Raw genomic sequence first — 26,987 nt, forward strand, 5'->3', positions numbered from 1 at the left:
GCAAAGTCGAATTCGGTTTTTTTCATATCATTACCAGATCATCACGCGGTCTTCTGGCGCGCGGTACATCTTGTCAGATGGTTGCACATCAAACGTCGTGTAGAAGTCATCAAAGTTAGAAACCGTCACGTTAACACGGAACTTAGCTGGTCCGTGAACGTCTGAGGCAGCCAACAATTGCATGATTTCTGGACGGGCCTTTTGACGCCAGATTGTTGCCCAGCTCTCAAAGAAGTCCTTCGCTGAGAAATCATCATCGCGCTTTGCGGCAGCCAAAGCAGCAGCCACACCGCCCAAGTCAGCGACGTTCTCAGACACCGTCAACTTACCATTCACCTTGGCACCGTATGAATCCAAGCCGTCGAATTCATCAACAACCTTCTGTGTACGGTCACGGAAGGCTTCATAGTCTTCTTCCGTCCACCAGTCGTTCAAGCTACCGTTTTCATCAAATGACGCACCGTTTGTGTCAAAAGCGTGTGAAATTTCGTGCGCGATAACCGCACCGATTCCACCGTAGTTCGCTGATGAAGATTGGTCCAAGCTGTAGAATGGCGCTTGCAAAATCGCAGCCGGGAACACAATTTGGTTTTGTTGTGGATCAGTAAGCGTTAACCATGTGGGCTGGCATGTGCCACTCCTCACGGTCAACCGGTTGGTTCCACTTTGACCATTGGTAGGCCACCGCTTGGGCGCGGAACTTCTCGGCCGTTTCAAACAAACCAGCACCATCATCTACAATCTTATCCTTGTAGCGGTCAGGCAACTTTTCTGGGTAACCAATGTGTGGCACAATCGCATCCAACTTCACAACCGCCTTATCGCGTGTTGCTTGTTGTAGCCAGTCAGCTGATTGCAAACGTTGCTTGTAGACATCAATCATCGTCGCAACCTTTTGCTCGACGTCTTGCTTAGCTGCTTCAGAGAACTTCTCGCCGGCATACCACAAGCCAAGCGCTTGCGTGTATGGACCAGCTGCCAAGTAGTAGGCAGCCTTTTGCTTGTTCAAAGCTTCTGGCGTTCCTGACAAAGCACGGCCGTACGCACCACCCAAGACACGAATCTCGTCTGACAGGTAGCTTGTAAAGGCGTTTGCGATGCCAACAATCAACGTTGCTTGCAACAATGGCCATGCTTCTTCAGAGAAGAATTGATCTGAAGCAGCCCAGAAACGTTCCTCTGGCACCACAATCATATCTGGTGTCGCACCCGTCATGGCTTGCACCACCTCATCCATTGGCAATTGCGTCAACGCCGTAAAGTCCGCCCACTTGTATGGGTGGTACAACTTAGCATATTCCGCAGATTCTTCTTGGCTCAAGACCACCTTGGCGATACGCGCGTCATACGCAATATACTTGTCCAACAAGTCCTTGATTTCGTCAGCTGAGAAACCAAACTTTGGCAACAAGTCTTCTTGTGCTGCACGCCACTTGGCCAACAATTCCTTACCTTGCTCGTGATCTTCAGCGTAGTAAGTCGTATCTGGCAAAATTGTTCCCAACGCATCCGCCCACAACACGTTCGTACGCGCATCCTTAAAGTCCGGTGCAATGCCAACTGGGAAAGCGTTTGGCAAACCTTCCTTTTCCAATTCAATAATGTGCTTGGCAAAATCAGCAAATGATTCAAACGCTTGGTAACGCGCAATCAAAGGCTTCACTGGGTCAGTTCCCAATGCCTCACGTGTCTCCCAGTCTGACGTCAAACGGTGGAACTTGATAAAGTTCACCAAAATATCATCAGTTGGCGCATCCTTACCTGCCATCCAGTCGTCAGTTGCGGCCAACATCATATCTTCAATTTCATCGGCCAAATCACTAAACCCACCGGTACGTGGCTTATCAGCTGGAATGACTGCTTGCGCTTCCCACTCTTCGTTAATTGCGTCGTAGAAATCATCTTGTACTCGTGTTGCCATGCCGGTCACCTCGTCCTTATTATTTCTCATTATTCTATCACTTTCCTGTGAATTAAACCCGAAATCAGAGGAATTAGCATGACGAAATCCTGAATATATCAAAAAAAGCACCGACATAGCGTCGATGCCCTAAGTATATTTTGTTACTTCGTTACCGCTGCCATCATCGCATTCTTAATTAGCACGCGACGACGAATCAAGTAACCACCCAATGATGAAATCGCAACAATCAATGCACCAAGCCACATGAATTCAGCTCGGACAACATTGGTTGGAACACTTTCAGTCGGGATTTGGTGACCACGAACCAACAAACGGTGTGAATTAATACCAGTTGGCGTGCACGTCAATAACGTGACATAATTCTTCGTTTGATCCAACTTGAAATACGTCTCAAGTTGCTTAGGTTCAATCACGTCAATCTTATCAACTTGATAAGTCAGTGTCTTACCACCAGCGATTTCAATGTAGAACTTATCCTTCAGCTCCAGCTTCTTCAAATCCGTAAACAACTTGGCGTTTGGCAAGCCAGAGTGACTCGTAATGACTGAGTGGATTCCCTTCTTTTTCGCTTGTGGAATTGATGTTCCTGGAATCAATCCCGCCCCATTACTAATAACCTTATCCTTGATACTGTTATAAATTGGCAAACGCAAGCCACCCATCTTTGGAATTGAAATCACACCAATCGGCTTACCAACGACATTCTTAATCGTACTGTCGTCACCCTTTTCAAAACTCTGCTTTTGGTTCAATTCAGTCATCGCGGTAATGACATCAGCGTCAGTCCCGTTTTGCTTAGACTTTTCCCTGATTTCAGAGTTTTCTTTTTCAATCGCCTGTTGTACCGCATTCTTTTCCTTCTTAGGCATCACTGCCGCCGTCTGCTCATAACCCTTCACAATACTCGTTTGGTGCATTGCTTCATAGGCCTGCGCGACAATTGGATATGAAAAAATCGCTAGCCCCGTGATAAATAAAATCGCCGTTACTGGACTAATTTTCTTTCGTGGTTTCTTCGCCATTTCTCTTCCCTCTAGTTTATTACTTTTCGTTACGACGCTTCTTGATTAGGTTTGCCAAACCTAGCAATCCTAGAATCGTCAAGCCAATGCCAAGTACGCTCGCCGTGTATGGCAAAAGGCCACCGCTATGTGTTGGCGTGTCGTGAATTGATGGTGGGTTGACCCCAGCACCCTTAACGAATGTCTTGGCTAAATCTTGATCAGTATCCTTATCAAAGGCCGTTTCGTAATTCAAATCAACGTTATTGACCATGTCTCCTGGTTGTGTGCTTTGGTTCGCCACCACGTTCAAGTTCCATGACAACTCCCATGTGCCATCCTTGGCCTTACCATCAGCTAGCAACGCAGCCATCTTTTCGGCAAGTTGCTTACGACCACTTTCCGTCAGTGACAACATAATCGTGCCATCAGAAACGGCTTGCGAGGCATCCAATTGCCCGTCCTTCATGACGTATGAGCTACCAGTTCCAGATAGTTCGATACCATCGGGTGATAGGCCATCCCCCAATGCAGCCACACTCGGTGCCGTTGCTGCGTTGTACGCAATGCCGTTAACCCCATTAGCGTTAGTTGTAAATTGGGTACCAGCACCAGTCGTCATGCCATTCGCACTCATTTCAAGCAATGGTGTACTTTGAAGTGCCCCTGATGGATCTTGATACTTCAAGCTCAATGACATCGTGCGCCAATCATTTTGGAACGGTAGCGTATCGACCAATTCATACTTGTTGTATGAATCAACGTTCTTGTTCACCTCACTGTCGATATGCCATTGGAAGTTTTGATCCTTGGTTACACCTTGTTCTGTGTCACCACCGTCCTTAGCATCAACACCGTATGTCTTGTCGCCAACTGTGATTGACTTATCAACTTGCAATTCGTCGTAGTCACCGAAATCCGCCTTACCTTGCCCTTGAATCAAGCTTGGGTCATCTGGATTTTTTCCATTGAAAGTTCAACATCTTGAATTTGTGGTTCGACAATGTAGCCCTTTGGTGCGGCAATTTCAATCACAGAATACGTATGACCCGGTGTCATGAAACGTTCACCAGAGTTATCACTTGAGAACGTTGTTTCACCTTGCTTATTCGTCTTACGAATAGCATAGTTGCCATCCTTCAAGTCAGGGACGTATTGTTCAACCAACTTCTTCGCATCATCTGGATTCTTCTTGATAGCAGCCAACAATTCAGGCAACACTTCCTTAAGCTTGGCTTCGTGGGTACTATCTGTTACCAAAATTTGTGCACCAGCTAGTCCCTTACCTGTTTCAGTGTCCGTCTTCTTAACCTTCAAAGTTGTTGGGTCATATTGCTTGGCGTACAAGTTCAACGCATCAGTTTCCGTATTGTCATACCAGAAATCATCGCTACCTTGCTTAGCATCTGGCTTAATCATTGGAATGTCGATAAACATCGGCACTGAGGCCGTTGACTTCATGTTGGCTTCCAAAGTTTCAGCAATGACCCATTGTCCCTTCTTCAATGACATTTGCGTCAAACCGTCTTGGTCCGTGTTCGCAAAAGCCTTTGGGTGTGGTGTACGTGGATCCAAATCCGTCAACGCATACACAGCCTTGCGGACATCCATGCCACCCTTGATGTCAATTGTCCAAGGTGAGATATTACCGTCCTTCGTGATGATGTTTGTCGTGGCCGCATTCATTTTGTCCGCACGCTTAGGCACCAAAATATCACTCCAACGCCATGTCTTACCGTCAATTTCTACCTTAAACGAGTCATTGATAACTGGCTTCATATCTTCACCTTCATACGTCACCGTACCAGCTGGCAAAGCAAAAGCTTCATAGGTCGCCCCAACCGTAGGCTCCCAGCTTGAGTTATCCTCAACGATTTTGTTCAAATCTTGAATGCCACCATTTCCCCAATAATCGTGCTGATCCCGACGATCAACTGGTGTTGCATTCATATCTGTAACCGCATGAATGCGGACCAATGTTTCTGCCGGTGGATTATCTTCAGCTGACTTAGCGTAGGCATTCCCCGTTGATAACATCATTGGTGCAATCAACGTCCCCACCAGCAACAATGAGTGTGATTTTTTCATTTTCATATGGCTCCTTATTTGTTTTCCCCGACCACGCGTCACGACGTGGACTCTATTCTCAAATTTTCGCAAAAAAAAACGGCGTTTCCGCCGTCTTTTTTTGCCTATTTTGTTAACTTGCTATTAGTTTTTGTTATCGTGACGACGCTTTACCAACGCACTCGTCATCAATACACCACCGATTGCAAAGACAACCAAAGCACCAATGCCACCTGTAACTGGCCACATACCCTTGGCATAGTTCTTGATGTGGACGTATTCACCATCCAAGTTTTCAACCAAGCCAGTAATTTGTGAGTCCGTTCCAAGTGAAACACCCTTAGCATCTTCCAACGCTGGGAACTCATCCGTTGGTTGGTAAACTGAATCCGGTCCACTAGAAAGGGTGAACTTCACGTCCGCCATTTGCTTGTACCCATCTGGTGCAATTGACTCACGGAACAAGTAACGTCCGTCGGCCACACCACAGTACTGCAAGTAGCCATCACGACCAGACTTGTGAGTCGTCGCCAATGAGTTATTCGTTACCCAGTAGATGTCACCCATTTCCATACTTGATGTCATGTCAGTTACGATTGGTTGATTTTACCGTGTCCTTGGTTATCCAAGTGAATAAACCAAACGTAGACTTCATACTTTGACTTTTCGCTATCTGGTTGGGCATCATATTCGGCAACCCGCTTACGCAAGTCAGCCGCTTGACCATCCAAGTACGTCTTAACAGCGGCAATCTTAGCCGAATCAGTTGTGTAATCCGACTTGTTGAATTCATCGACGTATTCAGCACTGCCCTTTAAGTGATCAAACATCTCCAAGTAGCTGGCATCGTTAATTGGGTTACCGTTGTTGTCCTCACTCAACAATTGTGAAATAACGTTTTCAAGGTTTTGTGCCGTTACCAAACGACCCATGTCGAAGCCAGCCCCACGCAACGGGTTACCGTACTTGTCTGTCTTGTGGAATTCCCAACCAACCGCAGTCGTGTATGCTAAATCCTTCAAGCCCGTCTTATCGGTTGCTGTATCTTGGTTCGTTACCCCATTATCAAACAACATTTGAACCTTGTTATCAATCTTGTTGTCACCCGTGTTCGCTTGTGCAGCTGAGTTCGTTTGGGTATTCATCTTGAAGACGATTGAGGTACGTCCTGTCGTGTCATTCTTCAAGCCGTCCCATTCAGCCAACCGAGAACGGAATGTTTCCTTGGTCGTGATTTTCATCTGACCTGTGTCAGCGTCGATGATGGCACGGTTAGCTCCATATTCACCGGCCTCCGTCACAACGTCACCATTAAATTGGTAAGTGGCTGTGTACCCTTGCATACGCAATAGGTTTTCGGCAATGAACTTAGTTTGTTCGGCAAGCGCTTCTGGTGTCTTACCCAGCGTGCCACCGTAACCAAAAATTCTAGCCGCCGTACGTCCGTTATCGCCGTTTACTTCGGCGAACTTAAAGTTAACGTCGGCTGCCTTACCATCCGGCGTCACAACACGCTCTGAATCATAATCACTCTTCGGCTGTGACAAACCATCGGTCGAACTCTTACTATCGTTACCGTCCGGATCGACGGCTTGAATCATTGGCGTCAACTTGCCATTAACTTGCGCGTACATCGTCCATGAATTAACCGTCACTTCATATGGAATCGTATCAACGAATCCATATTCGTTAAATGTGTTAATCGTCTTTGGCAATTGCATATCCAACGTATAGTTGTAGCTCTTACCACGTGACACACCAAACTTATTATCGTTTTCAAGGAACGTCACGTCGCTCTTAACGTGGGCCGCATCATCTGAAACGGCTGTTCCGCCGTAAATTGGGTGTCCCTTGTCGGCATCCCAAGTAGCGTTCAACTCATCAACCGTCACGTGTTGCAACGTATTGATCATCTTATCGATAGTTGGCTCAACCCCGTATCCTTGGAAGTCCTTTGGGTACAAGTTCACATTGTAATTGCCACTACCATCAAACCATGCCCCTTGTGAACCTTCTGTCTCAACCGGATTAGCCATTGGCAAGTTCAGCACCATTGGTTGTGAACGAGATTCAATCGTTGTAGGCGCCTCAGTTTCAAAGACAATCCATTGACCATTTGCTAAGTCATCAAAAGTCGCATCACCATTGTCATTGGTGCTGACCGTTTGTTGCGCACTTGCTGACTTAGCCAAGTAAGCTTGCAAGTTTTGAACTTGTTCTTCAGTCACACCGCTCTTCAACTCAATAACGTTATCACTGACGTGCTCAGACGGATTTGTTGATTCCTTGTAGCTTGCCGTGCTACCTGAGCGAACTGTCAGCAAATCAGACCACTTCAACCCCAACTCCGGCACTTCAGTATTTGAAATTTTCACATCGTCGCTATTAGTAATCGTAATCACGTCTGGATTAAGCTTATAAGCCGTAAATGTGTATCCTTCACCAACCTTTTCCCATTCAGAATTTTGAGCCGTAAATGGGTTGTTTGTTCCTGTCGTTCCATTTCCCCAGTAATAGTTATTACCAGAGAACGTTGTGTTTTTTGTCATATATTTGTGTAGTGTGACATCAGTTTCAGTAACTTCAGCCGCACTTTGAGCAGCATAACCAGTGCCTGTCCCTAGTACAAGCGGCATCGCAATTGTGCAAATCAATGCCATGTTGCGCCATTTCGCCATATCGTGCGTCCCCCTATAGTTTTATTCACTATACAGTTTCGCAAAAAAAAGTTCCCAAACTGCAAAACGACAGTTTAGAAACTTCTAGTATTTTATGTCTTATTTATGCCAAGACTCAATCTTTTGAATCAACGCCTTGTGGAGATCATCATTTGCCTTATTCGTCACGTCCGTAACGATTTGATCTTTCAACTTGTTTTGCGCATCAGTGTTTGACAAGAAATCCTTGTCATCCTTGGCCTTATCCGCAAATTGTTGCTTCACTTGCTTTGCAACTTCATCCGCAATACTTGCCTTTGAGTCCTTGACCATCTTCTGAAGCGTTGCAACCTTGTTTGCTGGAATGATGTACCAATCCTTTGGCACTGACAATGTGTAGCTGGTTGTCCCCTTCTCAAACTTAGGTTGACCTAGCAACAAGAAGCGACGCCATGCTGAATTGACTTGGTAAGTCATGACTTCAATGTTCAAACTAGCTTGCTTGTCGGTTGACTTGACCGTCGTCGTCGCATTTTGCGTCATTGTTTGGTAAGTTTTCTTACCAATTGAATACGTATAGCGCAGTTCACCGTCACTTCCCGTTTGGGTCGTAATCAACTTCAAACCGTTAATTGTTGTTGCCGGCGCAATTTTTTGTGTCTTATCCACCGGCGTCTTCGTCATTAGGAAATGACTCGTTTGTGCTCGGTGCAAACCAAGCCCCATTGAAACGACCAAGATGAGTCCCACAATGATTGGGAACCAACGAATTTCACGACGCGTGGCCCCTTTAATCAAGGCATAAGTTAGCATCACAAGTCCTAAAACTAACAAGACAATCATACGGTTTCTCCTTCAAAATTAAATCATTAGTTTTAGTATAACAAACCACCCCTACCTTTTGTTGGTTAGGGTCGCGATTAAACCTTGATAAAACGGCCAATCTGTCGACGATGCCGACTGTTAGTAATAACAGACAGATGGTTTGAATGGCACATACTGGAATCATGCACATGATTGCCAACTGTAGCAAAATAACCACGTGATACTTGATGACAACTCCCCAGGCAACATTAATCGTTACAAACTGCCGTGTTTCATGCAAACGAATGCCTAGAACGGCGGCAAACCCCAGGCAGCTCGCCAAACTAGCGCCAATAATCCCAAGATGTGGCACAGTTACCAGACTGAGACCAATGCTAATCACCGCGCCATACATCGTTGTCAAAAAAAGCCCTTTGGTGCGCTTGGCTGCCAGATAGGTCGCACCAACCATCGCTGACATATTGGTATAAACAACCGTCAGCAACAGTCCAGGCACCGCTTGCCATGACGTGAAATAATCCGGTGCAACCCAGTTTGCCAATACTGGTTGGGTTAGCGCCATCAATGCCATAACGGCTACCAACTGCAGCCGCATGACAACATCAAACGTCCGCGTGTAATACGCGCCAGAATCCTGGTCATCAAACGTCTTTACGGCTGACATCTGCCAAGATTGCAAAAATGCACCATAAATCAAGTTGATTAATGAGGGGAGTTTATTCGCTACCGCATAAAGCCCATTCGCCGCGACCCCAGCAAACGATAGCAACACCAACCGGTTGGCGCTCGCTACACCCCACCAAGACAGCGCATTTGGAATTAATGGCATGGTGTAAAGCAATAACTGACGCATGTGCTTTGGGTGAACTAACCCCGCATCCCAATAACGCGAAATTTTAGCACCTGTGGTAACGATAACTAGACTAACGAGCGCTGAAATAGCGCTCGCAAGCAGATACCCCGTTAGCCCCAGGTGAAGTTGCAACAGAAATACCAGATTGAGGCTCATAAAGCTAACACTACTTACGATACCGGCAATCGTGAATAGTTTGACGTAGCCAATTCCACGCACTAAGTTGCTGCAAATTGCTCCTAAACTACCCGTAACCACCATCACCCAAAAATAGCCGATATGTGGCGTGTTCAGCGTGTGCAAAAACAAGCAAACGGCTGAAAATAATAGCGTACTCGTTAGCCAAATAACCAACGCATTTGAAAACGACCGACTAGCATCCGCCTGATCGTCCAATGCCCACCGAAAAACCGCATCATAGACACTCAACGTAATCACCGGCGCTAATAGACCAGTGAATGTCCCAATGACATCGACTGTCCCGTAATCAGCAGTTGATAAAACCGTCGTGTACAACGGCACCATCAACAAGCTCAACACTTTAGTTGAAAGTGAACCAATCGCAAAAATCCCGGTATTTTTAATTAACTCGCGTACTCGTTCTGCCATACTATTCACCTACGCGGAACGATGCGAAATAATCATCCAATGGTTGGAAGTGCTTCGTAAAATCAGGTGACGTAACGGGTGTCGATAAAACGTCGTCAATAGTTGACTCAATTGACCCATCTTCCGGTTGCCATAGTTTAATCCAAGGCACATTTTGCAACCACGTCGCCATTGTTGCCGTGATTTTACCGTTGTTATTTTGCAAAACAACGGTTGGTGTCCGAGTGATGAGACCGAAAATCATACCGTGTAAACGATCCGTCACAATTAGTTCGTGACTTGCCATCTCATCCCAAAATTCAGTCAGAATAGTCGCACGTTCAGTTTCTGAAACACCATCAGGCAAGACCGTATCCATCGCCGTCAATCGGTCAAACTTCGTCGCTAACGCTTGCATAACTTGCGTGTTAACCGCTTCATCGTAAAACTTCTCGATATCAGCCCGAAATAGTGTCATCACACCATGACGTGCTTGCGCTGAATCAGGTAGTTGCTTATTCAGCGTAAACACCATGTCTGGCACCAACATCGTTTGTGCATTGAAGGATTCTTTCATATCGCCATGTGACATCTTTTCGCGGGCCACCAGCGTTAAGTCATCGGCTCCTTCATAAACCCGCTGTGATAGTTCCTTCTCCACCGCATCGTTAAACCACATCGATTGTGGTAATTGGATAATTGGGAAGCCTTTCAGACGACTAATAATTTCGCGTCGCACGCTTTCAGCGCCGGGCCATAAATCACCTAAGTTACCGCCACCGTGCAATGCCACTAGATTATTGCCACCTGAAAAGCGCTTAATCAACGGCATGCATGGCACCACCGCATCGTTGGGCACACAAACTAATTGGTGATTCGGCAATTGCTTTGCGAGGTATGCTTCAGTTGCTTGCGCGATTGCCTGATCACCCAAGTTACCGTGCTCTGGTAACCCGAGATAAAAAACAACCGGCTTGGTCACGTCAATTTTTTTCAATTTTTCATGGATATCGGGGCGAATTGCCAGCCGCCATAGCCAATGTCCTTTCAACCATTGTTTTGTATTCTCAATCATGCTTCTCTCCTACTAAAAGTCACTTACTTTAGTTTGACAACTATCAGCACCTAAAGTGTGGTCGAATTATGAACAAAAAGAGAGGAACCCGATTGCTCGCGTTCCTCTTAATCAATAAGATTATGAATTTTTGGATATGTTTATACCAGTTCCATGACCGGTATGGTTAATGTATTAATCTTATTATTGGCGACGGTGGTTAACGATAGCTGATCCCATCGCAGTCAATCCGGCTGCCAAAGCACCCAAGATACCAATACCACCCGTAATTGGGAAGATTGATTCCGTCTTCTTTTGGTTCTCTACTTGGTGGTAGTTCGTTGAGTCAGCACCTTCGATCTTGTCGTCAGTGTACATTGCCTCACCGTTTTGGTTCGTCAACAATGGGAACTCCGTCAAGTTTGCACCGGCACCTGAAACGTAGTATGAACCTTCATCAGAAGCCAAAGTAAACTTAGCATCAGCTTCCTTGTTGTAACCACCAGGTACGATTGACTCACTCAAGACATATTGACCATCGGCCACACCACAGTATTGTAGGTATCCGTCGTCCTTCGTCATGTGAGTTGTTGATAAGTCTTGATCCAATACCCAGTAGATGTCACCCATTTGCATGTTTGATGCCATCGTACCGAAGATTGGTTGCAACTTACCGTGACCATCTGTGTCAGTTGGCGCATCCAAGTGGACAAACCAGACGTACGTTTCCATACCTGAGTTCACACGTGCTTCCAATTGCGTTGCTTGGCTATTTAGGTAAGCCGTTGCTTGGGCAATCTTAGACGCGTTATCACCTGTGTACTTCATCTTTTCAGCCAACTCCAACAATGATGTTTCGTTAACTGCGTTTCCATTGTTGTTCATTGACAACAATTGGTCCTTAACACGGTCGATGTTGTCGCGCGTCACACGCAATACCAAATCGAATCCGGCACCTGACAAGCGGTTACCCTTTTCGTCAGTCTTCACGATATCCCAACCAACTGCTGAAGTAGCGGCTGAGTCGCTCAATGATTGATCGCCGTACGCACGCGTTGGCGTTGCAGCGTATGGGTTGAAGTTCAACGTTGCCTTGTTATCGATCTTAGCGTTTGCTTGCGCAGCTGAGTTTGTTTGCGCGTTCATCTTGAAGACAAGAGATGTCTTACCAGTCTTGTCTTCAAGATGAAGTCACCCAAGCCTTGCAACATTGCTGACTTAAAGTCGATGTTCATCGTACCATTTTGACCTTCTAGCAACTCGTGGAAGTCAGTGTCAAATGTGTATTCAGATGACGCACCGTGCATGTGCAATAGGTGTTCAGCAATCCAAGCTGTTTGCGCAGCAATTTCAGCTGGTGTCTTACCAGTTGAACCGTCGTAGCCGAATACCTTAGCAGCTGCGTCGTTGTAGAACTTGAAGTTCACACCACCAACTTCAGTAGCTGAGTCATATGGCAATGATTCGTTTGAAATACCGTCATCTGAACTGTGCTCGCTTGCGTCACCGTCAGGGTCGACGGCTTGAATCAATGGCGTCAACGTACCGTTAACTTGCGCGTACATCGTCCATGAGTTGATGTTCACTTGGAAAGGAATTGAGTCTTGCAAGTTGAACTTGCTGTATGACGCAATGTTCTTGTTCAATTCCATGTCAACCGTGTATGAGAAGGCTTGTCCACGTGATGTACCGTACAACGTGTCGTTGTCTTGGTATGTGTTAGCGTAAGTCGTCTCACCAGTTGCTGATGTTTGAGCCGTGCTCTTATCAACGTAGATTGGGTTGCCGTTGGCGTCGTAACCGTTAACTGCAAGATCAGTTACTTCAACCGGTCCAAGCACACTGATGTCCTTGTCCAATGAGATTTGGTCATCATTACGGACAACGTACAAACCACCTTGTGCTTGAACAGTCGTATCATCACCGCCTACAGTTGGGTCAACAGCTGTGTCGTCAACACCGTTGATTGACACTTGTTGAACCGTTGGGTTAACCATGTAACCAGTTGGTGTTGAGATTTCCAAAGCGTAGTAAGTCTTACCAGGCGTCAAGTTTGAGAACTTGGCCTTTCCATCCTTACCAGTTGTGCCGTAGAACAACGTCTCGTTTTCAGTTCCCAACGTTGCCAAGTAAGCCTTGATGCTGTCAACTGAGCCGTTCAACAAACCACCTTGGATTTGACCTTGCAAGGCAGCCAATTGTTCTGCCGTCAATTCAACCATTGCAAATTGAACGCCAGCCAAAGGTGCGCTTGTGTCATCATCCAACTTTTCAATCGTCAAATCAGCGTGGGCGGCATAGTTCTTTGCGTAGATGTGCATAGCATTGGCATCTGTGTTATCAAACCAAGTCTTATCACCCTTGTTAGTACCGTTACCCTTTGAATCAACTTCCGCACTTGGTTGCAAGTATGGCGTTGCCAAGAACATTGGCGCAGCGTGTTGCGTGACCATCTTAGCCAATTCAGGCGTTGACTCTTGCAAGTCTTCCATGAACAACCAGTTACCGTTTGTCACGTTCTCAAATGACAAAACACCGTTTTCATCAGTTTGAGCGCCGGCCATGCCACCGAATACAGGTAAATCTTCATCCGTGTCTGTGTAGTTAGCAACCAATTGTTGGCGGATTTGTGCTTCCGTCAAATCAGCGGCATTACCAACGCGTTGGAACTCAACTTCGTACTCTGAGGCACTAGTGTTAACCGTGTGCTCCATACCGTACTTGTCAGTACCGTTCTTTGAGTTGAAGTTGTGCTTTGGCGTCTCGTGTGAAGGATCAGCCGCGTCTGAGTGTTGGACACCCTTTTGTGATAGCAAGATATCTTGCCAGTAGATCTTTTCACCATTGAACGTGAAGGCAACACCAGCGTTGTCCGCAGCATCCTTAGCGATGATGGTTGGTACACCATCCTTAACCGTCATCACGTCATCTGGCAGTTGAATACCGATGAAGTGTACACCAGGTAGGTTAGACCACAAGTCGTTCCAACGAATCTTGCTTTGTCCAGCAAAATCATCTGAAGGTGTGTATTCAATTGTGTACTTACCGGTTGTCTTACTATAGTTTTCCCAATCAAATGGGTTATTTGATGATACGACCTTACCTTCAGAAGTTACAGTATCCTTGTTCGCTTCAGTACCGTCACCCCAGAAGTAGTGTTGTCCATCTTCATCAGCACCGTGATTCCAAGTAAAGTACTTTTCATCATCGACAAGTCCGCTAATCGTGTCATCATAACGGATTTGCTTGTAAATCTTAATCGTCGTTTGATCAGGCTTTGCTTGAGAAGCCATCGCCACGCCTTGTCCACCAGCTGTAACCGCCAATGGCAACACAAGTGTTGTAATCAGCGCTGTGTTCTTCCATTTCGCCATAGAAATTTCCTCCAAATTATCTCGTACCACCTACTCCTTAGGGGTACAGTTGTTACGGAGTTTATTGTCTAGCAAAATAGTGGTGGGTTTGTCGTGTAAATAGGGAGGGTTGGGGAGGGTTTTGTGATTATTTTTGCAAGAACATATTTAACGAATCTTGCCATGTAGAAATGAGAAATCCCGTTTTCTTAGCCTTTTCCAATGACATCACCGACTTCTTAGGTCGGTAAGCTTTCTGCGGAAAAGCGTCAGATTTTACAGGTTCAACTACTACGTCCTCATCTTTAAGTATTTCCTTGGCAAATTCATACCAAGTAGCTTCACCATCGTTGCTTAAGTGATAGATGCCATAATCAGCGTCTACGCTAATCAAGTGCATCATAAATTGAGCTAATGTCTTCGTCCACGTTGGACGACCCAATTGATCATCAACAACCGTTAGCTTATCCATCTTTTGAGCCAGCTTTTGCATCGTAAATACAAAATTATTACCATACTCTCCAAATACCCAAGAAGTTCGTACGATATAAGCTTTAGCTCCTGAATTAAGTACGGCATCCTCACCCGCTAGCTTCGCTTTCCCGTATTCGTTCATCGGATGAGTAACATCTGATTCCAAATATTCTCCATCTTTCGTACCATCGAATACATAATCAGTAGACACGTACACAAGGATTGAGTCGATTTTTGCCACTGCATCCGCTAAGTTCTTAGTCCCCTCCGCATTTACTAGCCAGTTAAGTTCCTTGCCCTCGTCTTCCGCAGCATCAACCGCGGTGTAAGCTGCGGCATCCAAGACAACATCTGGATTAATCGATTGCAAAGTCTCAAAAACTTGTTCTCGATTTGTTATATCCAATTCATCCGCATCAAATGCAACAAATTCAACATGTTGATTACTTAGTAAATGTTGCAACTCTTGTCCAAGTTGCCCCTTTGCACCTACAATTAAATACTTCATTTCATTCCCTCTCATAAAAAATGCCTCGGTCTCCCCGAGGCATCATTAATTCTTGTAACTAAGTATGCCTATTGATTGTTTTGGGCATACTTTGCCTCAACTTCAGCCTTTTCCTGTTGCCACCATTCGCGGTTATCCTCATACCACTTGATAGTATCTTTTAAACCAGTCTCGAAATCAGTGTACTTGGGCTTCCATCCCAATTCTTCACGCGTCTTAGTTGCATCAATAGCGTAACGCAAATCGTGTCCAGCGCGATCCTGCACAAAATCAAAGTCATCTTCTGACTTGCCCATATCGCGCAAAATCATCTTCAATACAGTTAAGTTATCAAGCTCGCCATCCGCACCTAACAAGTATGTTTCACCAATGCAGCCCTTTTCAAGGATGGCCCACACACCCGTTGCATGGTCATATGTGTAAATCCAATCGCGAACGTTTTTCCCGCTACCATACAACTTAGGCTTGATATCACTCAAGATATTTGTGACCTGACGAGGAATAAACTTTTCAATGTGCTGGTATGGGCCATAATTATTAGATGTGTTTGAAATCGTCGCTTTCAAACCAAAAGAACGAACCCATGCACGCACAAGCAAGTCTGACCCTGCTTTCGTTGAAGAATATGGCGATGATGGATTGTATCGCGTCATTGGCGTGAACTTTTCACCTTCACCTTCGCCATGACCTGGTAAATCTTCACGCAAAGGCAAGTCTCCATACACTTCATCAGTTGATACGTGGTGGAAGCGAATATCATACTTACGGGCAGCTTCAATCAGCGTATACGTCCCCATAATGTTCGTCATCACAAAGGGTGACGGATCCTTAAGTGAATTATCGTTGTGTGACTCAGCCGCATAATGAATAATTGCATCAGCTTCCTTAGCCAAGGTATCAACAATTGCTGCATCCGCAATGTCGCCGACGACCAACTTAACGCGATTTTCCGGTAGCCCCGCCAAGTTTGCTTCGTTTCCGGCATAAGTTAGCTTATCAAGCACCGTAACAAAAACATCAGGGTGCTCATCGACAACGTAACGAACAAAGTTAGCACCGATAAAACCAGCACCCCCGGTAACCAAAATATGCTTGTATTGTGACATTAGATTTCTCCGTAAATAAAGTTATTCTCTGCTTCAGCCAACGTAGGATGATGTTGATCTTTCTCTGACATAACCAGATGATCAAGTGACATTGGCCATTCAATTCCGATTTCAGGGTCATCAAACGCAATTCCGCGATCAGCCTTTGGTTCGTAATAACCGTCCACCTTATATGCAAAATTAACATTTGGCGTCAACGTCATAAAACCATGCGCAAATCCGCGAGGAACTAGAAGTTGACGATGGTTATATTCGCTCAAAAGATAACCTTCCCATTCACCATATGTTGGTGATCCTTTTCGCATATCAACAAGCACATCATAAACTGCTCCGGTTACTACACGCACGAGCTTAGTTTGAGTGTACGGTGCCAATTGGTAGTGCATACCGCGTAGCACACCTGGTTGCGTGGATAGAGATTGGTTATCTTGATTAAAATCAAAATCAATTCCAGCTTCTTCAAACTTATTACGTGTAAAAGTTTCAGTGAAAAAGCCGCGGTGATCGCCAAATACTTCAGTTTCGACCAACTTAACATCTTTTAATTTTGTAGGAATAATCTTAATTGGCATTTTTTGTTTCTTCCTTTACAATTCGTAACAAATATTGTCCGTAATCATTTTTCTTGCATTCATCAGCCACTGCTTCCAATTGCTTTAAATCGATATAACCCATGCGGTAGGCAATCTCTTCTAGAGACGCCACTTTTAGATTCTGTTGCTTTTGGATAGTTGCAATAAAACTAGATGCTTCAATTAGCGAATCATGCGTACCAGTATCTAACCATGCGTAACCACGTCCCATAACTTGAACGTTGATTTTACCTTGCTCTAAGTACGTTTCGTTGATATCGGAAATTTCAAGTTCCCCACGCGGTGATGGCTTAATTGATTTGGCAATTTCTACAACTGAATTGTCATAAAAATATAATCCGGTAACAGCGTAATTACTTTTTGGATTTTCAGGCTTTTCCACAATTGACACAGCCTTCATATTCTCATCAAATTCAACAACGCCAAATCGTTCAGGATCCTTAACTTGATACCCAAACACAGTAGCTCCTACATCTTTACTAGCGGCTTTTTGAAGCATCTCAGAAAGCCCAGCCCCATAAAAAATATTGTCCCCCAGTACTAACGCCACTGAATCTCCGCTAATAAACTTTTCCCCAATGAGAAACGCGGCTCTGATGTCAAGACTCCGGACCTCTTTTTAGAGCCCGCTAGGGCTCGTACCACGAAAATTTTTCAAAATGACCTGATTTCGTACAGATTTTGGGTCATTTTTTAATGGGGTCCAGGGGTTTTGCCCCTGTGCCTGCCGGAGGCTATGGAGTTACGGTGGTCTAGTTTGGATTTTGTTGAATTTCACAAGTCTGAGGGTATAGCAAATAAGCACTTGTCAGAGTGATTTTTGGACTTCACAAAGTCAGTGCTTGTAAACGCCGGTGTATAGGCAAATTTGTATAATCGCGTTTATGTCATCTAGAAATTGGTCTAGGCGGCATCACGGAGTGATATACGATTGTTGTTATACCAGTTGACGTACCATCCAACAGCGGCTTGCACATCAGCGATACTCTCGAAATCCTGTTGGTAGATCAGCTCCCTCTTGAGTAACGAGTGAAAACTTTCGATGCGGGCATTATCGTAAGGGTGCCCTTTACGGGAGTAAGAGTGCCTAATACCTATGGACTCCAGTGTATTTTCAAACAATTCGCTGGTATACTGGCTTCCCATATCGCTATGCACATACAGTGGTTTTTCACCTCGTCTTAGCGCCTTAACGATTACTGAGGTTGCTAGTTGAGCTGTCATCGTATCTGCGATTCGATACGACAGCACCTTACGGTCTTCCGGATCATATGCACTAGCCATGTAAACCCATGTCTTATCGGTCAACTGGATATACGTAATGTCAGTTGTAATTACGCCACTTAGGTCATCCAGATTGATAATGAGATTTGGCATCTGATCTTTGTCATTGACTGTTGTAGGCTTGTTATATCGCTTTTGCATACGCGATTTCAAGCCAGCTTCACTCATCAATTGCCATACAAAGCGGTCGCTGATTGCTAGTTTGAATAAGTCGCGCATGGTTTTAGCAATTCGTCGATAACCATAAATGCCTTTATTGGCTGTGTAAATTGATTCGACGGCAATTCTCAATTTGTTGTGTTGTATTTCTGTGCGCTCGGCTCCCAATGGATCCAGTCAGAGTAAGTGGACATTGGAATTTTCAAAGCACTCAGAACGCGTGTGATGCGGTGCCCCTGTACCAAATTTTTGTGGATAATTGGTAAAACAACACTTCTACCGCGCAAAACTAATGTTTTGCCAGCAACACCGCCGCACGTTTTAAAATTTCGAGCTCTTCTTTCAAAATTGCGTTTTCCTTACGCAACTTCTTCAATTCATCAGCTGATATTGATTCGCCATTCACTTCTACAGGCGCATATTTTTTGACCCAATTCCGAATTGAATTGGCTGAAGGACCGTATTCCTTGGATAATTCATCGGGCCGACGGCCCGCTTTAACCATCTCCACGATGGACTTTTTAAAGTCCTCTTCATAACGTGTAACCATAAATAAAAATACTCCTATGATGATATTTTACCAAACTAGAAAAACTAGTCCGGAATCTCATCATAAGAGCAATCATCTAAATATTGATTTGTCGGCGTGTGAACAGTAGATCCTTCTCGTTGCCTATAGTAAACAAGCGGCACATTAAAATAACCGATTTTCTCAGCAGATTGAAATAGCTTATAAGTGGTTGCCATATCTTCATACTTTCGTCCAACGGGAAATATCAGATTATTATCAACGTATAGAGATTTTTTGGCAATATGCGCCCATGGATAATCTTCTACTTCCTCTGTCGCTAACTTTTTAAATAAGTTGTTTTTTGTCAATGATGTGATGTTTTTTGAGGGAATATGCTTTTCCCACTCAATGTCCCCAAGTTGGGAAAATCTGTCATAAGAAAACTGTATTAAATCGTATTTATCTAAAGAATCAAAAACAACTCCTAATAAATCAATATTAATTAAGTCATCAGGATCTATAAACCAAATAAACTCTGCCGTCGACTCTATTAACCCTGCATTTCTTGCAGCGCTCACCCCTTTGTTGCATTGCGAAATTATTGTCATGTTCCCATGCATCACACTTTCGTTGAACGACTCCAACAATTCAGCACTACCATCCGTTGATCCATCATCAATAAAAATAATTTCAATATCTTTAAGGTCAAGCCCCTTCAATTGAAATAACAATTCCATCAATTCGCTTTTCACGTTATAGACAGGCATTATCAGCGATAATTTTTTCATGCCGTACCTCCCGTTATTTCAATTCCTGGATATACACTTCATTCATAATTTTATCAACGTTTGTTTCATCAAATTGATTCAGGTATCCCGACCATTGAGACAGATTAGGACTTTGGCGATTATTGTAGACTTTCGCCATCGCGCCTACAATTGCCGGTTCACTGGATGTATTCACTAAAACGCCTAGGTCGTCTGAAACAATGTAGTCTTTCATATTCGTATTTTTTGTCCCTATCACGTAAAGGCCTGATAATAAGGCGTCAAATCCACCAATACCAAATCCTTCTCTTTTTGACGGAAATACAAACGCGTCCGCACCAGCATATACAGTAGATAAATCCGATCGATATCCCAGCAACTTAACTCAATTCGTTAAACCGTTTTTAATGATTTGTTCTTCAAGCTTGCTTTTGTTTTCTCCTATACCCGCAATTATATATTTCACTTGAGCTGGTAAACGCTTCAGAGCCTCGACTACGATTGCATGATTTTTATTATCATTTAACTCACCAACTGATAAAAACACAAAATCATCATCATTGAATTTCATTTCACGCCTAAAGATCTCTCGCTTATTCGCTTTTTCATGTTCATCTTGATTCAGCTTGCTAGTTACATCTGATCCAATGCTGGGTAAATATGTAACCTTAGAAACTGGTAGCCATTTACTAATTTTATAATCGTTTTGATTCACAACTACTAACCGACTGGTCATCTTTGCAAACACCCACTCTACTGGGAAGATTAGCCAATTTTTTAGTGGTCCTTTCACAAAAAAATGAAAACCATGCGCTGTGTATATAGATTTAACTCCGGTCAGTTTACCCGCTATCCTTCCTAAAACACCACCTAACGGAGAATGAGCATGAATAAATGCCCACTCTTCTTTTTTGTTTAAAATGCTCAAAAGCTGTTTTACGGCTATGTAATTTCCAGCTACTGAGCCAAAACCTCGCCCAAAATCAATTTGGTGGCAAATAACGGACATGTTCTCTAATTCTTTAACCAGTTCGTTGACTCCCGCTTGATCTATCGAACCACCATCTTTAAAGTTCGTGGCTACATGCACTTCTTTACCAAGTTTCTGTAATAACTTGATATTTCGCATATTAAATTGTTGAATCATGTTAGCCTTAGCGGCCAGCAACAATACCTTCTCTTTCATATTGTTTCTCTCTTTTTTCTAGTTATACATTATTCAATAACGCTTGGTAGACACCTTGGTTAGCCCTAAACACACACACCATGATTTTTGTCTTAAATCGTTTAACTCGCGTAACCTTTATATATTTAACTTCTGACTTTGCTAGATCAATTAATTTCCTGCGTTCTGCATAAAAACTTGAATGTGGTTCATTTCTCATCTTCCTAAGGACGGAACTGACAGTGCTAAATATCTTCTCTGCAAGCGCTTGTCTCAAGTCAATATCTTTCTCGTCAATGATCAACTTCAGATTTTCAGATACTTTAAATATTGAAAATTCTCGACCGGAAAATGGTGAATTGATTAGACTATTGGCCGTCTTTCTATATGAATACAACCCCTCATCGATAAACACTACATAACGAGCCTCCATCAACAATTCTGTTGTTAATAACATGTCTTCGTATATCACGTCACTCAAAAACTTTTTATTACAAAACAAATTCCGGCGATACATCTTACCCCAGCAAGATACGTCAAACCCATCCTGTTGCAACATTTTAGTAGTCGCTGCCCTACCAGTCATCCAAATTGGAGTGCTTTTATGCCTTTCAGCACGCCAGTCACCACCAATTATTCTAAAGCTAGTAACTGCCACATCCACATGATTATTTGTTTTGAAACAATTCACCAAATTTTGTAAATAATCAATATGTATAAAATCGTCGCCATCTACAAAAGTAATTAAATCACCTTGTGCATTTTCAATTCCGGTGTTCCGCGCAACAGACACACCGGAATTTTTCTGGTATATGTACCTGAATCGATTATCAGATGCACAAAATGACGTAACTATTTCCTTTGTTTGATCCACACTTCCATCATCAACCACAATCACTTCAATGTTTCTTAATGTCTGTTTTTGTATCGAAAACAGACATTCCCGTAGATATTCACTGTCATTAAACGTGGGTACAATTACCGAAATCATCTCCATTTATATTTCTCCTTTCATCATTTTCTATACTTTTTGATTAAAAACAAATTAGTTATTCGCCATTTATCACCATTTGAATTTTTTTGAAAATAGCATCTGTATATTATTTCGATAAAATAACGGTCTGATTTTTCCGTCCTTCTTCATCATAACTTTAAAAAAGATAAATTATGTTCCGGAAATGTGAAGATTCTCTGTAGTAGTACTCACCTCGCATTCCTTGGTGGTTACAAACAATGTATTCAGCACAAATAAAAAGCAGCAAAATCGCTGCTTTTCAATCTAAATTTATTTATTTTTTTGCAAGTAAATCAGATGTTTTCGAACTTACATCTTATACCTCACTTCTTATTCAGGATGACTTTTCTGATTAATGAACGAGCGTATTTACTTTCATCAAATCCAAACGTAAGAATCCCATATACAACAACAAAACCTATCACAGCGATGACACCAACAATCATTAGATTTAAAAATGTTGGTGAATCAACACTGTATAACCCCAACAAGGGAATAACCGAGACCACAGCCGCAATCATGGCGTAAAACAGATAGCGCACAATATATTTTTTCACATTCAAACTAGGTTCTTTTCTAAATACCACCATTGGTTCAAACCATACATTGATGAAAATATTTGCGCTTAAAGTCCCAATAACCACCGATACAATTCCAAGGTTTGTTTGCGTAATCAGCAACAGCCCGACCACTAGATTAACCGCGGACTCAATAAGTGACTTCCATCTTACCTCCCAATATGTCCCTAAAGCAGTCATAAATGATAGTGATGACGCTCGCATCGCATTAATCATCCAATTAAAAATCATAGCAGCAAAAATTGGGGCATTTAAAATATATTCATCACCTAACCAAATTGAAATAAAGATATTAGTAACTAATGATAAAACAGTTCCAACTAATAACGTCATGGATACAACTAAATACATGTATTTGAAAAATATACCATTCGTATCTGAAGTACTATCATCATTTACGTAATTAGCTATACTAGCCGCAAATGGATTTAGCATTTGCGACAGCAAACTCCCCGCACTATTAAAAATCAAGATATAGTTAGAGTAGACCCCAACCATTGTTAGTCCTATGAATTTGGAAACAAGTAAATTATCTGTTCCATACATTACAAAGCTGCCAATTTTTGCTGTTAACGCTCCCACCACATTCTTCTTCAAGTTTATTAAAATCTCGTTGTCAATTTTTTTAATTTCACATCCGAATCTTTAGAAAAGGATATAGTTTCTGAGTTTTTGCATAAATAGAAAAATTGCTGCTAACAGTCACCACAATTTGAATTATCAAGTAGAAGACATAATTATGCGTAGCAACCAAAAATACAGTTTGTAACATCACTTGTATCACTTTAAATATCGCCTGATTCATTGAATCAACATACGCTCTCTGATCAGCAATCAGTAGAGTCCTTCTGTATGCAAAAAAATAACTAACTGCTGAATTCAGCAAAAACAGCAAAAACAGCATCTGCATGTTTTGGATTGTGCTTCCCGAAATAAATGCATTCAAGAAAAATGAAATAATTATTCCACCACCCAAGATGAATAGGCCAATATACGTATAAACTTTTTTATACAATTTCATAATGGACCTAATTAATGGTGTGTCATTATTAGCTATTGGATTGTATAGTGAAAAAGTTATGGCCCCCCCTATTCCTAATTCCGCAAGTGCGAGAAATTGGAGAACATTAGTGAATAAACCATTCAGCCCCAAGTATTCCGCGCCCAATGTTTTAATAAAGACCGTTTGCATGATAAATTGGCAAACCATCATTACACCTTGCGTCAGAAGTCCCAATGAAGAATTTAAAATAGAATTTTTCTTTCTAGACTGCCTGTTCATCATAATTATTTCCTCCTTACAATTGCATCACAAAAATTTTTGCTAAAGACATGGTCTCCTTCATATTCGCTTCAAGCTTCGCTCAGTCTGCTGCAAGTGTCATAGAATTGGTACTACTGGAATTCCCCTTTCCTGGGCTTATTCTGTTGTATGTAACCTTTAGCATAATTGAAGACTACTTTATATTGACTAATAGCATTTACAGCAGGAATTAAAATACGAATCACAAATTCACCATTTTCAATGCAAATCATTTTCTATACCTAATTTCGTATTTATTCCCTCAACAAGTAAGATTTCTTTGTCTTTTCAAATATCTTTAATTCGTTTATACATAGCAAAATCATCGCTCCATCGCTCCTTGTCCATGTAAATTCGTGAAAAATGAGTATTCCACAAAATACATAGATACTTGAAGCTTTAGATTATCTGCACTTCCTAATAATTCAATTACTTTTCTACGACAAAAATTCTGATGATTCTTTTGCTTCATCTGATTCATTTCTTATACGTATTTTTTTCATGCTCATCCAATTTTATTGAATCATTATTCCCGCTTCACGAAGTATATGTGACCATTTTGGGAAGCGGGAATTTCAACCAAAGGTGTCAAGCAACGCTATTGGGCATAAAGTCAAAAAAGACCACTACTAGCTCATACAGAGTTAGTAGTGGTCTTTAATGTACCTCAGCCGATCGAAATCAGCTTTAGTGTTTATTTACTTTGAATTAATCGTACGGCAGTAGATTACTTCTTCAAAGCAGTCCACTTCCAGTCAGTGAACTCTTCGATGTCGCGACCTTCGTTACGAGTAACTTCGAAGTGCTTTGCCAAGATGTCATCCATCTTCTTGTCGAATGCAGCAGCCTCGTCAGCTGAAACAACTCCGTTAGCAGCCAAGACAGCAACAGCGTCCTTAGCTTGGTTGAAGCGGTCCAACTTTGAGTATACACGCATGTCGTAAGTCGTAGTGATGTCACCATCTTCACGGTATCCGTGTACGTGCAATCCCAAGTGTTGACGCTCGTAGAAGATTGACTCGATCAAGTCTTCGTATCCGTGGAATCCGAAGACAACAGGCGTTCCTGACTCACCGAACAAAGCGTTGAACTTGTCATCTGACAAAGCGCGCTCGTGGTTCATCTCACCGTTCTTGTTTTGCAAACGGTGCAATTCAACAACGTTTACATAACGCATCTTAACGGCTGGGAATGCAGCGTTAACCAAGTTCAAAGCAGCCAAAGTTTCGATCGTTGGCTCAACACCAGCAGATGCGAAGACGATGTCAGCTTGCTCACCTTCAGCAACAGTTGAAGCCCAGTCAATAGCCTTCAAACCTTCAGTTGCCAATTCTTGAGCTTCTTCAACTGAGAACCATTGTTGACGTGGTTGCTTTGAAGCAACGATGTGGTTAACCTTGTGACGCTCAGTAAATGCGCGACCAAAGACAGCCAACAAAGTGTTACCATCAGCTGGCAAGTATTGACGAACAAAGTCTGACTTCTTTTCAGCCAAGTGCGTCAAGATACCTGGATCTTGGTGAGTGTAACCGTTGTGGTCTTGTTGGAATACAGTTGAAGTTGAGATCAAGTTCAATGATGGGTAATCGTTACGCCATGATTGCTCTGAGGCGTGACGCAACCACTTGAAGTGTTGAGTAATCATTGAGTCAACTACACGTAGGAATGATTCGTATGATGCAAATACACCAACACGACCAGTCAACGTGTAAGCTTCCAGCCAACCTTCAGCTTGGTGCTCTGACAATTGAGCGTCCAAGATACGTCCCTCGTGGGCTTCGTATTGATCGTTTGGCTCCTTAACTTCTTCCATCCATTGACGGTTCGTTACTTCGAACATGTCCCATAGACGGTTTGACATCGTCTCGTCAGGTCCGAAGATACGGAATGACGTTGGGTTCATCTTTGAGATTTCAGCGAAGAATCCTGACAACACGTTCATGTCCATGTTGCGCTTTGAGTCAGCCAATTCAGTTCCACGGTTTGACTCGTTGATGTCGTTAGCGAATTGCTTCCAATCTGGCAAAGCCAAATCTTGAGCTTCTTCACCGCGACGACGTCCACCGTTAGCGATTGGGTTTGAAGCCATACGCTTGTCACCCTTAGGTGCCATTTCAGCCAATTCTGACTTCAATGAACCATCTTCGTTGAACAATTCAGCTGGCTTGTATGAGTTCATCCACTCTTCGAATTGTGGCAACGTTTCCATCTTCTTTGATGACAAAGGAAGTGGAACTTGGTGGGCACGGAATAAATCTTCGATTGGCATTCCTGATTGGTCGTGAGTAGGACCACCCCAACCCTTTGGCAAACGAGCGATGATTACAGGCCATGCTGCAATTTCACCGTCTTCGTAACGACCGTTCTCACGGGCGTCCTTTTGGATTGCTTGGATGTCTTCGATAGCTTGGTCCATAACCTTAGCCGTAAGCTCGTGGTATGCCATGTAGTCGTGGATGTCATCGTTTTCGATGAAACGTGGTGACCATCCCAAACCTTCGAAGAACTTAGTGATCTCTTCATCGCTCATACGTGAGAAGATCGTTGGGTTTGAAATCTTAAATCCGTTCAAGTCCAAGATTGGCAAAACTGCACCGTCGTTCTTAGGGTTCAAGAACTTGATTGAGTGCCAAGCAGTCATTGAAGGACCAGTTTCAACTTCACCGTCACCGATAACAGTAAATGCGATTTGGTTTGGGTTATCCAAAACGGCACCAGTTGCGTGTGACAATGAGTATCCAAGTTCTCCACCTTCGTGCAATGAACCTGGCGTTTGTGCAGTCATGTGTGATCCGATTCCACCAGGGAATGAGAAACGCTTGAACAAACGTGACATACCCTCAACATCTTGAGTGATTTCAGGGTAGTTTTCAGTGTATGAACCGTCCAAGTATGAGTTCGTAACCATAACTTGTCCACCGTGACCAGGTCCACCGATGTAGAACATGTCTAGATCGTACTTGTTGATCAAACGGTTTGCGTGTGCGTAAAGGAAAGTTTGTCCTGAGATAGTACCCCAGTGACCGATAGGCTTAACCTTAACGTCTTCCACCGTAATTGGTGTGTTCGTAACTGAGAACAATGGGTTGCTCTTCAAAAAGATCATACCTGCTGAAAGGTAGTTGGTAGCACGCCACCAAGCATCAACCTTAGCAAGGTATTCCTTTAAATCAAAATCTACTGCCATTTTGATTAAATCTCC

Annotated in this window: 21 protein-coding genes and 3 pseudogenes; all 24 read right to left on the reverse strand. The window is 43.2% G+C overall.

Features of this window, described 5'->3' with window-relative positions; all coding sequences use genetic code 11:
- Positions 1-30: 30 nt before the first annotated feature.
- The 24 genes and pseudogenes from OIT45_RS04470 to OIT45_RS04585 all read right to left on the reverse strand — a co-directional run bounded on the left by OIT45_RS04470 (position 31) and on the right by OIT45_RS04585 (position 26,972).
- Positions 31-1,921: pseudogene (locus OIT45_RS04470) on the reverse strand (M13-type metalloendopeptidase).
- Between the two features lie 143 nt (positions 1,922-2,064).
- A complete protein-coding gene (locus OIT45_RS04475; protein ID WP_199403858.1) occupies positions 2,065-2,946 on the reverse strand; it encodes a class C sortase in 882 nt (293 codons plus the stop codon).
- A 19-nt stretch (positions 2,947-2,965) separates the two neighbouring features.
- Positions 2,966-3,868: a hypothetical protein gene (locus OIT45_RS04480; protein ID WP_264339884.1), complete on the reverse strand. Its 903-nt coding sequence runs from the start codon at positions 3,866-3,868 to the stop codon at positions 2,966-2,968.
- The gene (locus OIT45_RS04485) at positions 3,865-5,013 is read right to left on the reverse strand and encodes a prealbumin-like fold domain-containing protein (protein ID WP_264339885.1); all 1,149 of its coding nucleotides are present in this window, start codon (positions 5,011-5,013) and stop codon (positions 3,865-3,867) included. The genes OIT45_RS04480 and OIT45_RS04485 overlap by 4 nt, the downstream gene beginning before the upstream one ends.
- A 123-nt stretch (positions 5,014-5,136) precedes the next feature.
- Complete coding sequence (locus OIT45_RS04490) at positions 5,137-5,577, reverse strand: SpaA isopeptide-forming pilin-related protein (protein ID WP_264339886.1); 441 nt, start codon at positions 5,575-5,577, stop codon at positions 5,137-5,139.
- 5 nt (positions 5,578-5,582) lie between these two features.
- Positions 5,583-7,670, reverse strand: coding sequence for a pilin N-terminal domain-containing protein (locus OIT45_RS04495; RefSeq protein ID WP_264339887.1), 2,088 nt, complete (start codon positions 7,668-7,670; stop codon positions 5,583-5,585).
- A 99-nt stretch (positions 7,671-7,769) separates the two neighbouring features.
- On the reverse strand, positions 7,770-8,492 hold the full coding sequence (locus OIT45_RS04500) for a DUF4811 domain-containing protein (RefSeq protein WP_199403861.1): 723 nt from the start codon (positions 8,490-8,492) through the stop codon (positions 7,770-7,772).
- Entirely contained in the window at positions 8,440-9,936 is a 1,497-nt protein-coding gene (locus tag OIT45_RS04505; RefSeq protein ID WP_264339888.1) for a lipopolysaccharide biosynthesis protein, read from the reverse strand. Before OIT45_RS04505 ends, OIT45_RS04500 begins: the two co-directional genes overlap by 53 nt.
- Position 9,937: 1 nt before the next feature.
- Positions 9,938-10,990: a polysaccharide pyruvyl transferase family protein gene (locus tag OIT45_RS04510; protein WP_199403863.1), complete on the reverse strand. Its 1,053-nt coding sequence runs from the start codon at positions 10,988-10,990 to the stop codon at positions 9,938-9,940.
- Between the two features lie 183 nt (positions 10,991-11,173).
- On the reverse strand, positions 11,174-12,115 hold the full coding sequence (locus tag OIT45_RS04515; protein ID WP_199403864.1) for a hypothetical protein: 942 nt from the start codon (positions 12,113-12,115) through the stop codon (positions 11,174-11,176).
- A complete protein-coding gene (locus OIT45_RS04520) occupies positions 12,112-14,343 on the reverse strand; it encodes a prealbumin-like fold domain-containing protein (RefSeq protein ID WP_264339889.1) in 2,232 nt (743 codons plus the stop codon). Before OIT45_RS04520 ends, OIT45_RS04515 begins: the two co-directional genes overlap by 4 nt.
- 127 nt (positions 14,344-14,470) lie before the next feature.
- On the reverse strand, positions 14,471-15,304 hold the full coding sequence (gene rfbD / locus OIT45_RS04525; protein ID WP_199403866.1) for a dTDP-4-dehydrorhamnose reductase: 834 nt from the start codon (positions 15,302-15,304) through the stop codon (positions 14,471-14,473).
- A 68-nt stretch (positions 15,305-15,372) separates the two neighbouring features.
- The gene (gene rfbB, locus OIT45_RS04530) at positions 15,373-16,410 is read right to left on the reverse strand and encodes a dTDP-glucose 4,6-dehydratase (protein WP_264329949.1); all 1,038 of its coding nucleotides are present in this window, start codon (positions 16,408-16,410) and stop codon (positions 15,373-15,375) included.
- A complete protein-coding gene (gene rfbC, locus OIT45_RS04535) occupies positions 16,410-16,982 on the reverse strand; it encodes a dTDP-4-dehydrorhamnose 3,5-epimerase (protein ID WP_199403868.1) in 573 nt (190 codons plus the stop codon). The genes rfbB and rfbC overlap by 1 nt, the downstream gene beginning before the upstream one ends.
- Positions 16,972-17,592 (reverse strand): annotated as a pseudogene (locus OIT45_RS04540) (sugar nucleotidyltransferase); the annotation flags it as partial. The pseudogene OIT45_RS04540 and the gene rfbC, both read right to left, overlap by 11 nt.
- A 314-nt stretch (positions 17,593-17,906) precedes the next feature.
- Positions 17,907-18,614, reverse strand: a complete 708-nt coding sequence (locus tag OIT45_RS04545) for an IS3 family transposase (RefSeq protein WP_264339890.1) — start codon at positions 18,612-18,614, stop codon at positions 17,907-17,909.
- Complete coding sequence (locus tag OIT45_RS04550; protein ID WP_264339891.1) at positions 18,575-18,733, reverse strand: hypothetical protein; 159 nt, start codon at positions 18,731-18,733, stop codon at positions 18,575-18,577. The genes OIT45_RS04545 and OIT45_RS04550 overlap by 40 nt, the downstream gene beginning before the upstream one ends.
- 2 nt (positions 18,734-18,735) lie before the next feature.
- Positions 18,736-18,996 (reverse strand): transposase, encoded by a 261-nt coding sequence (locus OIT45_RS04555; protein WP_264329967.1) that lies wholly within the window; start codon positions 18,994-18,996, stop codon positions 18,736-18,738.
- Positions 18,997-19,040: 44 nt separating this feature from the next.
- Positions 19,041-19,745, reverse strand: a complete 705-nt coding sequence (locus OIT45_RS04560) for a glycosyltransferase family 2 protein (RefSeq protein WP_199404739.1) — start codon at positions 19,743-19,745, stop codon at positions 19,041-19,043.
- A gap of 13 nt (positions 19,746-19,758) precedes the next feature.
- Positions 19,759-20,910, reverse strand: a pseudogene (locus OIT45_RS04565) (glycosyltransferase).
- Positions 20,911-20,932: 22 nt separating this feature from the next.
- Positions 20,933-21,886, reverse strand: a complete 954-nt coding sequence (locus OIT45_RS04570) for a glycosyltransferase family 2 protein (protein ID WP_199404737.1) — start codon at positions 21,884-21,886, stop codon at positions 20,933-20,935.
- 341 nt (positions 21,887-22,227) lie between these two features.
- Positions 22,228-23,079: a lipopolysaccharide biosynthesis protein gene (locus tag OIT45_RS04575; RefSeq protein WP_199404736.1), complete on the reverse strand. Its 852-nt coding sequence runs from the start codon at positions 23,077-23,079 to the stop codon at positions 22,228-22,230.
- 34 nt (positions 23,080-23,113) lie between these two features.
- Positions 23,114-23,767 carry a hypothetical protein gene (locus OIT45_RS04580; protein ID WP_264339892.1) on the reverse strand — a complete coding sequence of 218 codons (654 nt, stop codon included), beginning with the start codon at positions 23,765-23,767 and terminating at the stop codon, positions 23,114-23,116.
- A 745-nt stretch (positions 23,768-24,512) separates the two neighbouring features.
- Positions 24,513-26,972 (reverse strand): phosphoketolase, encoded by a 2,460-nt coding sequence (locus OIT45_RS04585; RefSeq protein WP_264339893.1) that lies wholly within the window; start codon positions 26,970-26,972, stop codon positions 24,513-24,515.
- Positions 26,973-26,987: the final 15 nt, after the last annotated feature.

Source organism: Weissella sp. LMG 11983 (assembly GCF_025908495.1).
Lineage (GTDB): Bacteria > Bacillota > Bacilli > Lactobacillales > Lactobacillaceae > Weissella > Weissella fermenti.